At 50.5% G+C, this 15574-nt stretch carries 9 protein-coding genes; 3 read left to right on the top strand and 6 right to left on the bottom strand.

What is annotated here, in order from left to right; all coding sequences use genetic code 11:
* Window positions 1–101 precede the first annotated feature (101 nt).
* Window positions 102–2747 carry an AAA family ATPase gene (locus MMG91_RS11985; protein ID WP_310659698.1) on the top strand — a complete coding sequence of 882 codons (2646 nt, stop codon included), beginning with the start codon at window positions 102–104 and terminating at the stop codon, window positions 2745–2747.
* Window positions 2748–2997: 250 nt separating this feature from the next.
* Here MMG91_RS11985 and MMG91_RS11980 read toward each other — a convergent pair whose 3' ends face one another.
* Window positions 2998–3831, bottom strand: coding sequence for a hypothetical protein (locus MMG91_RS11980; RefSeq protein WP_310659697.1), 834 nt, complete (start codon window positions 3829–3831; stop codon window positions 2998–3000).
* Window positions 3832–4082: 251 nt separating this feature from the next.
* On the opposite strand from MMG91_RS11980, the gene MMG91_RS11975 reads away from it, so the two are divergent.
* Both MMG91_RS11975 and MMG91_RS11970 read left to right on the top strand, forming a co-directional pair.
* A complete protein-coding gene (locus MMG91_RS11975) occupies window positions 4083–4640 on the top strand; it encodes a hypothetical protein (protein WP_310659696.1) in 558 nt (185 codons plus the stop codon).
* Between the two features lie 521 nt (window positions 4641–5161).
* A complete protein-coding gene (locus MMG91_RS11970; protein ID WP_310659695.1) occupies window positions 5162–6628 on the top strand; it encodes a caspase family protein in 1467 nt (488 codons plus the stop codon).
* A gap of 253 nt (window positions 6629–6881) precedes the next feature.
* Here the strand turns inward: MMG91_RS11970 and tnpB are convergent, their stop codons facing one another.
* The 5 genes from tnpB to MMG91_RS11950 all read right to left on the bottom strand — a co-directional run bounded on the left by tnpB (window position 6882) and on the right by MMG91_RS11950 (window position 15562).
* The gene (tnpB, locus tag MMG91_RS28975) at window positions 6882–7061 is read right to left on the bottom strand and encodes an IS66 family insertion sequence element accessory protein TnpB (RefSeq protein ID WP_405046535.1); all 180 of its coding nucleotides are present in this window, start codon (window positions 7059–7061) and stop codon (window positions 6882–6884) included.
* 75 nt (window positions 7062–7136) lie between these two features.
* Complete coding sequence (locus MMG91_RS11965) at window positions 7137–10403, bottom strand: DEAD/DEAH box helicase family protein (protein WP_310659694.1); 3267 nt, start codon at window positions 10401–10403, stop codon at window positions 7137–7139.
* The gene (locus MMG91_RS11960; RefSeq protein WP_310659693.1) at window positions 10400–11764 is read right to left on the bottom strand and encodes a restriction endonuclease subunit S; all 1365 of its coding nucleotides are present in this window, start codon (window positions 11762–11764) and stop codon (window positions 10400–10402) included. Before MMG91_RS11960 ends, MMG91_RS11965 begins: the two co-directional genes overlap by 4 nt.
* Window positions 11764–14097: a class I SAM-dependent DNA methyltransferase gene (locus MMG91_RS11955; protein ID WP_310659692.1), complete on the bottom strand. Its 2334-nt coding sequence runs from the start codon at window positions 14095–14097 to the stop codon at window positions 11764–11766. The genes MMG91_RS11960 and MMG91_RS11955 overlap by 1 nt, the downstream gene beginning before the upstream one ends.
* A 1105-nt stretch (window positions 14098–15202) precedes the next feature.
* Window positions 15203–15562, bottom strand: coding sequence for a hypothetical protein (locus MMG91_RS11950; RefSeq protein ID WP_310659691.1), 360 nt, complete (start codon window positions 15560–15562; stop codon window positions 15203–15205).
* Between the last annotated feature and the right edge of the window lie 12 nt (window positions 15563–15574).

Below are 15574 nucleotides of genomic sequence, written 5' to 3'. Positions count from 1 at the left end.
GGTCGTCAGCATGTCAATGCACACCAGCCCTTTGTATGTTTCTTTCTTTTGTCGATGTATTGTGGATCCCTATCACTTGCTTGCAGCGTCGGGAGAAAGGGATGACGTCGGCACTACAGGACTTCCAGCAATTCGTGCACTGGATTCACGATCCGGCCATAGGCGCATCAGAAGATGCCCGCCGCTTTGCAAACGTTGTATTGGATAACTTCGTCAGCGTTGCTGATACGACCCGTCACCGTAGCCAGCGCTCATTTCTACTTGCCGATTTGGCCCGTAAATCACTCCTTACGATCAATCCTGCCGAGCCTCAGATTCAGCCACTTAAACCTGGCGCCGGATGGAAATGGAAGAGACTCTCACATCTTACTGTGGGGCCATTTCGTGGATTCAGGTATCCAGAACCGTTCGATGTTCAAAAACGGATCACCATGTTTTATGGGCCTAACGGCAGTGGCAAGACCAGTCTCTGTGAAGCATTGGAGTTCGCGTTATTGGGTGCGGTGGATGAGAGCGGCATAAAGAGAATTGCCATCAACCGCTATCTCTCTAATTCTCACGAAGGTCGTTACGTTCCCCCGATACTCACAGCAACCACCATCGAAGGTTTATCTATACCGGTAGTAGCAGACCCGGACGCCTACAAATTCTTCTTTGTCGAAAAAAATAGAATCGATGCATTTTCCCGGATAGCGGCGAAACCTGCCGGAGAAAAAACAGAGCTGATAGCTGCCCTATTTGGGATGGATCAGTTCAATGAGTTTGTAGGGCACTTCAACGAGACAATGGATGGGCAGCTTACGTTGCTGCCCGCCAAGCAGACCGAGCTGATCGGCAAACGGGGGGCACTGTCCCAAGATTTATCGGCAGTGGCTAATGAGGCTGCTGCACTCTTGCAGCTAGCCAAAAACGAGAACGCGTACGCTGATAGATTTCAAGCCGGAATGACTTACCCGATGTTGCTGAGCTCTATCGGAAGTCACGGCATTCCTGGACGATTACAGGAGCTTGAGGCCCTGCTGAATCAGCCACCACCTTTTGTTTATGGCATCAGTAGCAATGGACTTGTGGAGGCTTACAGAGCCGCCGATGCTACTCATGCCATAGTCGAAGCTAGCGAAAAGGAGCTGGCCAATCGCAGCAGTGATGTTTCATTTCAGGATTTATACAACGCTGTTCTAGGGCTCCAACACATCGCTGGTGATCATTGTCCAGCATGTGATACGCCGCTTACTGGAGAGCACCGTGTAACCAACGATCCTTACTTGAAGGCGACTGCAGGTCTGGCTGCTTTGAAGGAACTAAGCATTATCCAGGCCGGACACGCGCAAGCGCTAGAAAAGCGGCGTCTCGCCTCGGAGACACTCCGAGTGTTTTTGGCTAACTTCGCTCAGCGAGTCGGAGCAACGTTAGAGAGTCCTACCCCAGTACAGCGGTACCTGGCTGACCCAAATGTAGATCTGCATCGTGCTTGGTGGGTGGCGGGCTACCAAGCCGAGGGTGGCGCAAAATCAGTCGCCCAGCAGGCAGTGGATTGGGCCCAAAATTTGGAGCAACAAGATGCGGCTGCACGTTCAGCCATCGCAGATCGTGAGCGATTGATAGCAGAACGTGATCGGTTGAATCAGGCACGCATCGATGCGGCCACACACGCTGCAAATCGTCAGCAGGTCATCCAAATTGCCTCTGCGGCCAAGCAGCGTATCGATGCCTTCGACCAAGCCAACGAGCCTCTGATACGCGCTGCTGAAAAAGAAGTTCAGGAGATCAGTCGGGACACCCGAATCAACATGGGTTACAACCAGTTTTTGACTTTGCTGCGCCAATACCGAACTGAGCTACCAGGGACACTTATGGCGGGTCTAAACGCCCTTACTCTTGAGTTGTACAACGAGTTCAACGTGAGGGACGCAGAAGAGGACAAATTGGCATCGTTGTATCTCCCGGTTACGGGTGAAGGTCGGATCGAACTGAGCTTTCGCGGTAAACCCGATGAGTGGGTTGATGCGCTGCAGATTTTGAGTGAAGGCCATGTCCGTTGCCTTGGTCTTGCCATCTTGCTCGCCAAGGCTTTGAGCATCCGCGCTCCTGTGATTGTTTTTGACGACGCAATCAATGCAATTGACCACGAGCACCGGCAGGGTATACGGGAGACGATATTTGAAAGTGAGCGGTTCATGGACACTCAGATCGTTGTGACCTGCCACAGTAATGAGTTCATCAAGGACATTCAGAATCGCGTTGGCCCAGAGTACTGGACGGCCTACGCCTTCCGTCACCACAGTGGCAATTACCATCCTAGAGTGATCGGCAACGTACCACCTCAAACCTATCTTTTAAATGCGCGAGCGGCGGTCGACAGAGGTGATAGCCGGGCGGCATTGGGGGCATCACGGCAAGCCCTGGAGATGCTCACGGACAAGATATGGCGGTGGCTCGGTAAGTGTGAGCAAGGAATGCTGACACTCAAGCTTGCGGGTTCCGGAGCTGAGCCTGCCTTGAGAAATCTTTGTGAAGGGTTGTTATCCAAACTCAACAAAACACCGGATTTTGTTCACATTGATAAGCCGGCAGTTGTGGAGGCGCTTGGATTCATATTGGGGCAACCGGAGCAGTCACTCGTGTGGTTGTATTTGAATAAGGGTACACATGAGGAAGCGAACCGCGAAGACTTCGATGATGCAATTGTTGAGCAAGTCGTAATTCGACTGGAAACACTGGCCATGCTAAAGCTTAAAGGTCGATGAAAACCGTGCTGACTTTAACCCAGCTTTACTGGGGGTTAGACACAATCCGCGTTTCTTCATCTACTGGCGATCTGCGACGCTAGCGGAGAAGTGTTTGGCAGGATGATTGCGTGCCTGCTACCCGATTAGGTGCTTGCAGTACCGATGATCTCGAAGTTTGGATTAACGGTTTTCGTCCTTGGCCTTCAATTGTCGCTAACGTAGGAGGGAAGGGCGACAGAAGTCGCCCAGTATGGCCATTTTACTGTGATCACGCGCCGTCAAGGTCGATTATCATACTCATTACAATATCGATACTAGTTGCCAGGAAGCATTTACCTTCCGGGATATGCTCAATTAGTACGCCAGCGAGAAAGATTTCTTCAATAACTAGGATTCTTTCTTCGTTTCGATAACCGACAGTATGCCAAACTGGAGACCCACTGACTCCTCGTGGTTCAGGAAACATCGATCCCACAATTTCGTCTGTCCGCATTACATGTTTGCGTCCAAATTGAATAAGTAAATTTTGTGACTTTTTGAACTTCAGTCTTTTATAGGTTTCATCAGGGATACTCTTGCCCATCCATGTGAAGCAGGCAGGATTCAATAATTTTTGCTTTTTGTCCGGGTCATACTTGGTCAGTGGGTATCCCGGCACGATAAAACGACAATCTCCAATTTTTGAAGTGTCTTGGGTGATCATGCCAGGGAAGATCACTGATTTTTGAATCTCTTCAGAAGGCCGGCCTTCCCCATCAGGCAGTTTCACTACTGTGAGATCGATCTGATCATTCTTTCTATCAGCCACGTTGGTTGAGGACGTTCTGCAAGGGCCTTCGATATACTGCCGTTGCTTACTATTTACGAAATAGAAGAGCGGGCGATCAACCTCATGGTGATCCATGACATGGGCAGCAGTAACAAAATAGCAGCTGCCATGAAAATCGATTACGAAGCCCGTACCTACGAGGTCGGGGAGTCCACTCTCCGTGAGCTTATAGATAGGTAAGGAGAATCTTGAGGTGGCATCCGCAGCGATAGACAGGGCCTCTTTTAGGTCTTCCATTTGACGTGGGTTCAGCGGGTTTTCACGTTTTGACACTTTCATATCCCTGTTTTGAAGATCTAAGTGATGCTCATTAAGCTTGGCGCTCGCTGCCGTGGTCTCGATGACATGTACGCTTAAGCCGGGGGCGACTCCTTTGCTGCCAGGGGACAGAGACTGGCCACGCGTGTCGTAATGCTTAAGGCGTGGGGGATTTTATACTGAGATGATTGGTATTCAAGTCTACACATGCCAGTATTGAGGTGCTGATGGCGTAGTAGTGAAGCCTTTCCAGAGGTAGTAAAGCTATGAATGACCGTAGTATCCGTGCAAATCCGTTAGTGAGCTATTCGGTTTTTTGTTTGATGTGTATGTTGGCAGTTGTAATTTATCTATGGCCGGCTTCGGGGTATGGGACATTTAACGCGAATTTGTGGCGTCCGGAAGACGCTGCACTAATAGTGATGATTTCTAGTATTTTGTTTTTTTCTGGCGGACTTTTCTACGCGGTTAGAGAGTTTAACGTTGATGTAAGGTTAATTGCAGAATCACAAGTGGATATGAGTTCTCTGATAGGAGTGAAATATTTTTCGCTCCTATCAAAGCACTATGGTGCTCTAACACTGATGTGTACGCTTTTGACATTTGTGCTTTGGTTGCTGAAGAGCGCAATTCCTGTGGGCGGAATAATGCTGATTTCTTTTTTAATGACTATAGTAGTCATTGCTTTGATAGGCGTGTATCTCCTAATATTTGCGAGGACTCTCCACGGTTCTATGGATCGTCACCCTGTGCAGGTCTTGGCGTTAGTTGGTATGTTAGTTTTTGATGCCGCCTTCATGTCGCGTGCCATCGAGTTAGTTTGATATTTTGCTTCAGGTAGCATCTTTGGTTATCTGGCCAGTTTTAGCTGGTGAGGCGGCTCGTGTTCAAATAGAACTTGATCAGGTAAGAAGAATTTCTTTATGGGCAGCAAGGGGTTCCATTTCATGTACGCACAACCGTAGAAAGCGGCGCAATCACTTGCACAATTTACTTTGCGAAAGCGAGTTTAGCCCGCGCTCGCGGCTTCAAATCGTATCATCCAAGGCTATGGTATGTGGTGGTCAAGCACGATGTCGAAAGTATAGCCATCGTTTTTCTGGAACGGAGTCCTCAGGATACGTTCGCGCGCCATTATCATCGCGCATGCCCCGTCGATGCGGCGACTCTGGTGACGAAAAGTAGGGGTTAGCCGCTGGGTAAAAAATTGACGAACGCCGTAATCCTTCCGCCGACGGTGAGGTGTCCTCAGGCAGGTACTTCTTTTTTCGGTGGGTTGAACCAGTGATCTAAAACCCTTCTAATGGCTTTCAGCCATTCGATCTAAAGGAGCTAGGCGATAACCATGAAGCGTGTTGCTCTTGTCATCGGTAACGCAGGGTATGAAGAAAAACCCTTGTCCAATCCACGCCATGATGCACTCGATATGGCAAGTGCTCTGGCAAGTTCTGGTTTTGAAGTGTTCGATTGCATTGACGGCACCTATCATGAGATGGATGTGGCGCTCAGAGATTTTCGCGCTGAGCTTCACCGAGCGGACGTTGGCCTTTTTTTCTTCGCCGGGCATGGTATTCAAATCGAGGGTAAAAATTACCTTCTAGCGCTTGATACCTGTATGGATTCTGAGTTGGATGCCAAGCACACAGCGATGAATTTGGATTTCGTGATCGAGTGTATGGAGAGGGCCCATACTGCGACAAACCTCATCATTCTTGACGCTTGTCGGGACAATCCCTGGGAGCGGCGATGGGAGAGGTCTGCTGGTACAACAGGTTTGGCCTCCATCTATGCCCCTAGAGGGACGCTGATCGCTTTCGCCACTTCGCCTGGTCAGACCGCATCCGACGGTAGAGGGCAGAGGAACGGTCGGTACACTGCTGCTCTCCTCCAGCATATAGATGCGCCAGATTGCACCATTGAAGCCATGTTCAAGCGAGTGCGTAACACATTGAGTGTCGCCACTGAAGGTAAGCAGATTTCTTGGGAGCATACCTCGCTGGCAACTGAGTTTTTCTTCAACCTCAGCACAGGCGCCCGTATTGATACTTACAGTGTACCTTCTTTGAGGGATGGGCTACTGGAACTCGATGTAACGCGCTCATCCCACGAGATGATTCGAGGATTGAAAGTTTACACTTGGAGCGTGCAGAACGCCGCGTTGGCGCACTTCAATGTCGCCGATGCCAGAGGGTTTAGCAAAAATAACCTCTTTGTGATCGGGCGCAATATTTACCAAGCGGCATGTGGTGGGGCGCATGCGGCCTTAGGCTTCATTGATGACTTTTCCGCGAAGACGCGAGGGCTAACTCCAGACAAAAAGAAGGCGATACTGGACGGCGCGCTCTTTGAGATTTTTTTTGATAGCGATGGAAATCTCCGTCAGGATTTCAAATCTGACCAATTCAACAAAGTTTTCAAGCTCCAAAAATACAAATCGACGGCAGCCAGTTTTGAATTCATTTCGGAATGCCTGGTACCTCACTCTCATCGCTTTTATGCTCTCCCAGGCAAAGAAGTAGATGTGTCCGTCGACGTTGTTCTGATACTAGAGGAAAGTCAGAATAGCCCCACCGTCCGCCGCATTTGTATCGCCTCGGAAAACTTACTTCGACCAGAGGATGATGAAGAAGAGGATGAAAATGATGAGCCGAGTCGATTCCGTCCCCGAAGCAGGGACGATTTTGAGGAGCGTATCTCGCAACAGCTGATGATCCCGCTACGTTTGTTGTCTTTCACTTATTCCGGCACTAAAAAGAAGCCTTCGGCTGTGCGGCAGCCGTTAGGCTGGACTGTTCGAAAAAGCGCTATGTGATCCTGTCTCAAAGAGCGACAGGAAAGCCGGGATGGAACCCCTCTTTCCTGAGCATAGCGAGCTAACCGTGCCAATGTGCTCAGGACTCTGGGGAACGCTAGTCTTGCAGAGCTGGTCAAGATTGGGCAGCGGAGTCATGCTGCTGATTGTCGGGGCCGACCCAAACCGAAGGTAGGCTTATCGGACAACACAGCCTAGTTGGTCATGGCAGGTGTTATACGGTGGAAATCGCATGGCCTGACCCCACTCGTTACTAGGGCAAAGCAGTACGGGAGGTGGCAATTGTTCGGCAACCAACTTCATCTAAGAACCAGCCGTGCCAAGAACTCGGCCAGAGAAACTTGCCTTGGTACAAGCGACGGGCCAGGAGCCAGATGCCCACCCCGTCGCGCACCGCCTCTTTCATCCGATTGGCGCGGCAGTTGGCAGACAGATAAGCACTATGCGGCTGTAGACCCCACCCGGCGGTATGGTCAAACGGGGTCGTAAGCGTACAAAAATCGGTCGATCAATACTTTGCTAGGTGAAGTAAATCGAAAACCACTTTTGCAAATTTACTGGCTTTAGCCGGGTCAGATAACAACTGCATCATCTGGTTCTGGTGAGCATCGCCACTGTCCATAATTGCGTCATCTACCGCGTTAGCAAAGTTACCCAGCAGTGCTTGCTCAGCGGTATTGTTGGCCAGTTGCTGCATGACCAATTGATTTTCACTGACCTTGTCACGGATGGTATAGGCGTAATTCACCATGTCTTTCTCTGTCAGCTGATCAGTCACAAACAGCTCGTTGAGCCGTTCTAGAATCTGCGAAAGCAGCTCTTCCTTGATGTCCTTTGCCGTTCCTGAGCCAAGCCCCTCACCTGGCACCAGTTTATAGTCGGGCGAGTCTTCTATTAGCTTCAGGTCTTGCTGGCGTATTTTTGATACGCGGTAATGGCTGAGCACGATACTGTTGAGGTCAATATCGTCCTCATCCACAGCAGTTTCGCGCAGCATAGGGCTTAGATTGCGCGCGTACAGACTGAGCTTTTCCAGCTGCTTATCATCGTAATCGACGATCTGCGACATGAACTCATAAAAGCGCACGAAGGTGCCCAGATCCTTTTTGAAGATATCCAGAGCGTCCTTGGCCTGCTTGCATTCCTTCAGGTCGTTTTCCGCGTTGGCAATCAATACCGCATCTTGGGTCTTTTTAATCCGCTCAAAAATTTCTTTCGAGTGCGCGTAAGCCTCAGCCGCCAGCTTGTAGCGTTTTGTCCAGCGCTCGACCGCAGGCTTGCAAATATTGGCAATCGCCGCATTGCTTTTATTTTTGACGAAGAAGGCCTCGCAGAATTGCTCAACCTCAGTCGATTTATAAATACCAGCGGCGTTTAGCTTTTCAAACAGATCGAAGATCAAGTCTGGATTGGAAACTTCCGCCAGCTCTGCCGTCTGAAAATACGGCTGGAACGAGTCGAGGATTTCCTGCGGCTCGTTGAAGAAATCCAAGATGAAAGTGCCGACTTCCGCCTTGCCCGGATAAGTCCGGTTCAATCGTGACAGGGTCTGCACGCACTCCACACCGCCGAGCTTTTTGTCAACGTACATGGCGCAGAGCTTGGGCTGGTCAAAGCCGGTTTGGAATTTGTTGGCAACAATCATCACCTGATAATCATCGCTATCAAAGGCTTTGCGCATGTCGCGGCCTTTGAGGTTTGGGTTCATGTTGCTTTCGGTGTATTTGGTGCCGAGTAGCGCGACAGCGTTCGGGTCTTTCTCGGTAAATTCCACCTCACCCGAGAACGCCACCATGGCATGGATTTTTTGGTAGCCCTTATCGACGATGTATTTGTCAAAACACAGCTTGTAGCGCACAGCTTCTTTGCGCGAGCTGGTGACTACCATGGCCTTGGCTTGCCCACCCAGCAGGCCCATGACGTTGCTGCGAAAGTGCTCAACGATCACCTGCACCTTTTGCGCGATGTTGTACTCGTGCAGACGCACCCACTGGTTGAGCTTGACCTTGGCTTTTTTGCTCTCAACTTCCTGATCGGCCTTATCGATTTTTTGCGCCAGGTTGTAGGCCACTTTGTAGTTGGTGTAGTTCTTCAGCACATCCAGAATAAAGCCTTCTTCAATGGCCTGACGCATGCTGTACACATGGTAGGCCTCGGGCTTATTAGTTTTAGAGGGTTGCTCAGCTGGCTTGGGCAAACGGCCAAACAGCTCCAGCGTCTTGGTTTTTGGCGTGGCGGTGAAGGCAAAGTAACTCAGGTTTTTTGATGCCCGGCGGGACGCCACGGCGGCATCGAGGATGTCCTCAGAGTTGAGTTCGTCCTCACCATCAGCCTTGGCCTCAATCATCAGCACTTCTTTCAGCTGGCGCGCTGTAGAGCCGGTTTGCGAGGAGTGGGCTTCGTCGGCAATGATCGCGTAGCTGCGCTCTTTCAGGCTGACACTATTCTCGATGGCGCGCAGCACGTAGGGAAAGGTCTGGATGGTGACGATAATAATCGGCTGTGAATTTTCCAGTGCGGTTGCCAGTTTCTCTGATTTCGAGCCGTCGCCTTCCTGATTATTTATACGGCCAACCGCGCCGTCAACGTGTTCAAACTGGTTGATGGTGTCTTGCAGCTGATCATCCAGCACGGTGCGATCCGTCACCACAATCACGGAGTTGAATTGCTTGCAGCCCTGGTCGTCATAAAGCGCTGAAAGCTGATGCGCTATCCAGGCAATCGAGTTCGACTTACCGGAACCGGCGCTGTGCTGGATCAGGTACTTATGGCCGGGGCCTTCGGTGCGAGCGGCATTGACCAGTTTATTCACCACGTCCCACTGATGGTAACGCGGAAAAATCAGACTTTCTTTTTTGTATTTGCGGCCTTCCCAATCTTCTTTCTCTTCAATTTGCAGATGCACAAAACGCCCGAGAATCGACAGCAGATTGTTGGGTAGCAACACCTCGTTCCACAGGTAATCGGTGGCGTACTGGTTAATGTCTGCCGGTACATCGTTACCGGCACCGCCGACCGTGGTGCCTTTGTTGAATGGCAGGAAGAAGGTCTCCGCGCCTTCCAGCCGCGTAGCCATATAAACCTCGTACTGGCTCACGGCAAAATGCACCAGAGCACCACGCTTGAAGGTCAGCAGCGGTTCGGGCTTTTTTGTGACAGGGTCTGTCGCAAAGCGTGTGGTTTTGTATTGTTTAATGGCGCTTTGAACGGCCTGTTTGAATTCGGATTTCAGCTCCAGCGTCACAACCGGCAAGCCATTCACAAACAACACCAAATCAATTCGCCAGGCTTTAGCCTTGCTGCCGGTTTGTTCGAGGTGAGCTTTGTTAGCCCACGGTGAATAAATCAACTCGGGGACGACACGGCAGCGGTTTTTGGCATAACGGGCCAAGGTGTCGGGATTTAGATCGTGTTCAGGCTTGAACTGACACAGGCTGAAGCGAGTACCACGGTGACGCAGTTCATGACGCAACACACCCAATGTGCCAAAGGTTCGCATGTCTTTACTGGCGGCATTGGGGTCAGTTTTATTCAGTTGGGTGGCAACACGCTCAAGAAAGTGGTGCTCTGGGTTGCTCGGGTAGAGCGCGCAGAATTTTTGCCACTGTTCATCCTGGGTTTCTTTGACAAAACCCAGCAGGTCATCGACGTACAGGGCAAGTTCACGGTTGTAGTTTTCCATTTTGCCTAGCCGCCAGCCTTTGGCAACGAGATGCTTGAGCATTTCATTCTGGAACGTCAACTCGTTGGCCTTACCGCCACCCAATGCACTCATGCGGCTACTTCCCTGTTGGTTTGACTTTCTTTCGACGCTACCCAGTTTCTAAGATCTATTTTCCCGGTAACAGCTGTGGAGATTAGAGCAGTGCGGCGATCCTGCATTAATTCAATAGCGGCCTGAGCCTTCGAACCTAAAACATCATATTTTCTTAATGCTCGATTTATTTTTTCGGCAATTTCAGCCTGCTCTGTAACTGAAGGTAGGGCAAGAGAGAAGTTTCTAATGTCATCTACATTGATTCGTTTAAATGTAGAGCCAACCATAGCGAGGTCTAGCTGTTGAAGTACCACTGAAGACTTTAAAACGTGCAGAATAAACTCGGGCAGCAAGTTTGCATCCGGCCTTATGAGGCAAACATCCTGGCCCATTGCAAAATTTGGCATCCCATCGGCAACAAGCGCAGCCTCTCCAACTGTAGCATTTCTGCTATATATAATGTCGCCAGGTTGTGGCTTTCTCCCGCCTTCAATTAGGTCGAGATAGTATTTTTCGCTAGTCAACTTTGCTGACTGCAGATTTACATGCCATTCCTTTACTTCGCCAATGCTGGCTAAAGGTATTCCATCATCAAAAAACTCTGCTGTTATATGCTTGCAATCAATAATGCGAGCATAATGCTTTAGGGGACAGCTAACCCAGTGATCTGGAATTTTTCCCAGCCAATCAATACCCGATTCGCGCATTTTGGCTTTGGAGTTAAAACCTTTAGTAACGGCATGGCTAATCACGGCCTGACGTTTTTCTTTTAGCAACCGGATGAGCTGTTGTTGTTTTTTGATGAGTGTATCGATTTTGGTGGTTTCATAATCAAGGAAGTTTGCAATTTTAGCCTGCAGTTTATAATTAGGAGCACTGACTTTTAATGAGGCTATCTTTTCTTGATTGACGTTTGGTTGGCCTCCACCAGACGACAAGTTGATGATTTCTTGTCGTGTTGCATACAGCCAATAAAATAGGAATTTGTTGTGGATGATTGTTGAGGGAGGCATTACGCAGCAAGCTTGATTTGTTGTCGCTTCTTTACCGAATATCCCAAGACGCCCTATCGTTGCGCCATACATGGCAATCGCAACTGAACCCTCTGGGTGGAGTCGCAAGGTTGGCATATCAATTAACGCTTTATTTGTAACTTTTTTTTGGGTGTCAAAAATAATTTCTTCTCGCAACTCGCCAGTCGTCACCCAAAGATTTTCACCATTGTAGTAATTGTCGCCATCTGATTTTGGTGTTGTGCCGCTTGCAATATACGGACATGCATGAGTAAGCTTCCACATATCCCAATCGAGAGGTATTTTTCCAATCCATTCAACCCCTGAGTCCTTGTATTCTGGGTATGCCTTGTATTTGCCTGTCATTATGAATGCACCTCTTGCAGTAACTTCATAATTTCTTTCGACACGGCATCCAAAGCTAAATCAATTTCTAGCAAATCTCTCGGAGGCTGATATTCGTAAAAGTGTCGGTTAAAGGGGATTTCATAACCGACGATGCCAATTTGCTGATCCTTAGCGTCCTTCTTGCTGGCATCTATCCAGGCATCGGGTACGTGCGGTTGCACTTCTTTTAGGAAGTACGCCTCGTTGATGGCATTAACGTCATGACTTGGATCAAGCGCGACGTTCTCGTTGTCGCGCAGCTCACTGTCGGTTTGGTATTCCAGCACCTCTCCGTCGACGGCAAACAATCCATACAGTGGATTGGCTTTGGTTTTGTGAACCTTCTTGATGACCTTGGCTGCGGCAGGGTTCTTCCAGCTCACGGAATCGATAATCTGTTTTTTGTCTCTGGCGTCAACGGCAATGCCCTGCTGCTTGCAGGCGGTTTTGAGTACGTTGTCAAAGGTGTTGAAGTCATCATGCTGGGCAGTGCCAATAACGGTCTGCAGGCTACGCGCCTTGAGCAACAGCCGCTTCTGATCCATCCACGTTGTTCTGTTGAGTAGATCCTTGATGTGCTTCTCTTTTAGATCGGCGAAGTGCAGTTTGAAGTAACGGCGAATCGCGTCTTCATGTGCGCTCAGATCACCGTAACGCTTACAGGTCTCACTGTCATTCCAGCTCTCACCCTCTACCGCGCTGTACTCTTGGTAGAGCCACTGCATGGCACTGTTGAGGGCGCCGGGGGCGAAACGACAGGTCGCAACGCGTTCGTCACTGAACTGCCAGGACAGCCGCAACGGGCGCTCAATGCTGATACGTCGATAGCCGAATTCATAGGTGCTGAAAATTTTGCTGGCGAAGGTTTTGGCCACTTCGGCTTTGGGGCTGGCTGCCTGGCGACCGCGATTGCTTTTCTGTGCGCTTCGTTTGTCTAGCTCGTAGGCGTCAATTGCGGCAAAGCTGCCGAAAGCGCGGATCACTGTGGCGATATCGCTTTCGTCCATTTCATTGCGCTTGGAGCCGAGAGATTTGCGCATTTTGCTGCACAAGTTCACGCCATTAATCAGCTGAACCTTGCCCTTGCGCTCTGCGGCTTTTTTGTTCGACAGCACCCAGACGTAAGTGGAAATGCCGGTGTTGTAGAACATATCGGTGGGCAGCGCGACGATTGCTTCGAGCAAATCGGCTTCGAGAATGTGGCGGCGGATTTCCGATTCGCCAGAGCCGGCGCCACCGGTAAACAACGGCGACCCATTGAGGATGATGCCAATCCGCCCGCCACCTTGAGAACCGTCGCGTAGCTTGCTGAGCAGGTGCATTAGGAACAACAAGGAACCATCGCTGACCCGGGGCAAACCTGGGCCAAAACGGCCACTGAAACCTTTCTGCGTGTGCTCTTCACTGATCTCTTGCTCGATCTTTTTCCAATCCACGCCAAAGGGTGGGTTGGAGAGCATGTAGTCAAATTCAGTGGCGTAAAGCTGGTCGTTCGAGAGGGTGTTGCCTAGCTTGATGTTGCTGACGTCCTGCCCCTTGATCAGCATGTCCGCTTTGCAGATGGCGTAACTCTCGGGGTTTAGCTCCTGACCATAAGCTCGCATCAGGGCTTGCGGGTTCAGCTCATGCACGTATTCCATGCCGGATGAGAGAAAGCCGCCCGTACCTGCTGTAGGGTCGTAGATTGTGCGAATGATGCCGGGCTTGGTCAGCGCATCATCATCTTCCATAAACACCAGGGCGGTGGTGAGGCGCACTATGTCGCGGGGGGTAAAGTGCTCACCGGCGGTTTCATTCGACCCTTCGGCAAAGCGGCGGATCAGCTCTTCAAAAACCAGGCCCATGTCGTGGTTGGAAATCGCGGCGAGGCTTAAGTCAGTTTGCCGAACCCGCTGCACGACCTTGTAAAGCAGATTGGAGTCGTTGAGCTGGCCGAGGAATTCGGTGAATTTGAAGTGCTCAAAAATCTCCCGAGCATCCTTGGAGAAGCCTTGCAGATAGGATTCCAGGTTGGCCTTGATGCCAGCCTCGCCGAGCTTGGACAGATCCATTTTTGAGGTATTGAAAAACGACAGCCCGCCGCTGGCGCGCAGGAGCAGTTTTTCCTGTGCCTCTTCGGAAATGTTGAGTTGCTGGACTCTTGCATGCTCCATCAGCACCGCTGCTTTGCTTGACTCCAGCACGCACTCCAGGCGACGCAGTAAGGTGAACGGCAAAATGATCCGGCCATATTGGCTTTGCTTAAAATCGCCACGGAGTAAGTCGGCCAATGACCAGATAAAAGCGGCCAAGTTGTTAGAGGCTTGCGACATTTTCTGAAATCCCTGTAGTGCTCGATGGCAGCTGAACCATTGCGCAGCTCGGTGATGAAATATGATTGGGGCGCATTATGCTGCAACGACAGAGCACGGTGATGGCCTCAGATCGATAATATTTCCATTGGATAGGTTTGCGCGGGCCGATGCCTCCCCTAGTGACGGGGTTGCATCTAGATCGCAGAGGCTACTTTGCTGCGTCATCGATTTTATCGGCGCAACGTTGTCCCAGAGAGTTTTTGAAATTGCTCCCATAAGCGCAAAGGGTGAGTAATTTTGGTGAGCTTACAAGGTGCCGCGTTGACCTAGGTACGGCCCATCGAAACCCCCAGGCATGTACGCGTTGAACAGTTGTGAGCAGCAGTTCGACGTTCAATGCGACTATGCTTTGGAGATGAGTAGGGGGTTGCAAACCTCTCCACAAGGCCCGCTGGAGATCGCTATGAGGCGTATAGCCCAGCAAAAATCTAAAGCACGGCGGGGCAGACCCCGGCTTGAAACGCAGCGAACTCTCTATCAAATCAAATTGTCCGGGTGGGATTTTACGTGGTCGCTCAGCCTAGCCCTGACCAATAATTTGAGGGCAAACGAAGGCCATTATCATGAGCATATGATCCTGACGCTGAAAGGCGAAGTGGTCTACCCTGAGGGTTTCAAATACCCAGAGGTCGAGTGCCAGCTCTACGCAGATCCACGATTTACGCAAGACATAGCCCCCCCGAAAGGAATAGGGTCTATGGCTGCAAACGGGACACGGTTGATTGCGTATATAGCAGTTCCCCGAGAGCGGATTGACGCCCTGGTTGGTGCAGCCGACCGACTTCTGTCCTTAGAGTTAAACGCTACCCCTTTGCATTACCGACGTGCATTGGTTATGTCGATTCATTTGGGTACAGAGCCAGAGCCCGATTGGTGATCCATTATGTGCTTAACGGGATGCGCTATAGGTGGCAGCGTGCGGGATTTGGCACCGGGGGTCAGTCGTTGTGTTGCGCGGAGTTTTTAATTCCCCACCTCCGCAATATCGAGGGTGGGCGTGGTCATCGCGACCTTTTTCTTCATTGTTCGGAGGTAAAGAGGCACAGCTATCTACGGCGCGAAATCACATCCCCATATCAAGTTGTATACGCCATTCAAACAACTCTTCAGGCAGTACCTCCGGAGGCAGAGCTTGGGCGATGCCTCGCAACAAATGACTGGAATGGCAGTGCAGTATCGCGACCTTCGTTGGGTCTCCCCTCAAATGCGCTAACTCCGCTCCAGCCAAGCGTAGGCCGTTACGGAGCGCTTCAAGGGCTTCCAGGCCAAGCCATTCGAGTCGCAGAAATCCAAACATGTTGACCGCGCGAGTCTTCTCATGGCCCGTCAGGAGTTCAGCTACCAGGTGCTCCAGGCGTACCGCTCCCAGCGTAGCCACGGCCAATTTCCAAAGCTGGCCCTCCAAGGGAGTAGTGATCCTCATACAAAACTCCAA

Origin of the sequence: Pseudomonas sp. JL3 (assembly GCF_031570575.1) — a bacterium.
In the GTDB taxonomy this organism is placed as follows: domain Bacteria; phylum Pseudomonadota; class Gammaproteobacteria; order Pseudomonadales; family Pseudomonadaceae; genus Aquipseudomonas; species Aquipseudomonas cucumis.
The sequence above is the reverse complement of the archived record's forward strand: the minus strand, read 5'-3'. Positions and strand labels throughout refer to the sequence as shown.

Bases quoted from the DNA above. Each gene is read 5' to 3' on its own strand.
- MMG91_RS11985 (WP_310659698.1), top strand. From the start codon at position 102: ATGACGTCGGCACTACAGGACTTCCAGCAATTCGTGCACTGGATTCAC.
- MMG91_RS11975 (WP_310659696.1), top strand. From the start codon at position 4,083: ATGAATGACCGTAGTATCCGTGCAAATCCGTTAGTGAGCTATTCGGTT.
- MMG91_RS11970 (WP_310659695.1), top strand. From the start codon at position 5,162: ATGAAGCGTGTTGCTCTTGTCATCGGTAACGCAGGGTATGAAGAAAAA.
- MMG91_RS11965 (WP_310659694.1), bottom strand. From the start codon at position 10,403: ATGAGTGCATTGGGTGGCGGTAAGGCCAACGAGTTGACGTTCCAGAAT.
- MMG91_RS11960 (WP_310659693.1), bottom strand. From the start codon at position 11,764: ATGACAGGCAAATACAAGGCATACCCAGAATACAAGGACTCAGGGGTT.
- MMG91_RS11955 (WP_310659692.1), bottom strand. From the start codon at position 14,097: ATGTCGCAAGCCTCTAACAACTTGGCCGCTTTTATCTGGTCATTGGCC.
- MMG91_RS11950 (WP_310659691.1), bottom strand. From the start codon at position 15,562: ATGAGGATCACTACTCCCTTGGAGGGCCAGCTTTGGAAATTGGCCGTG.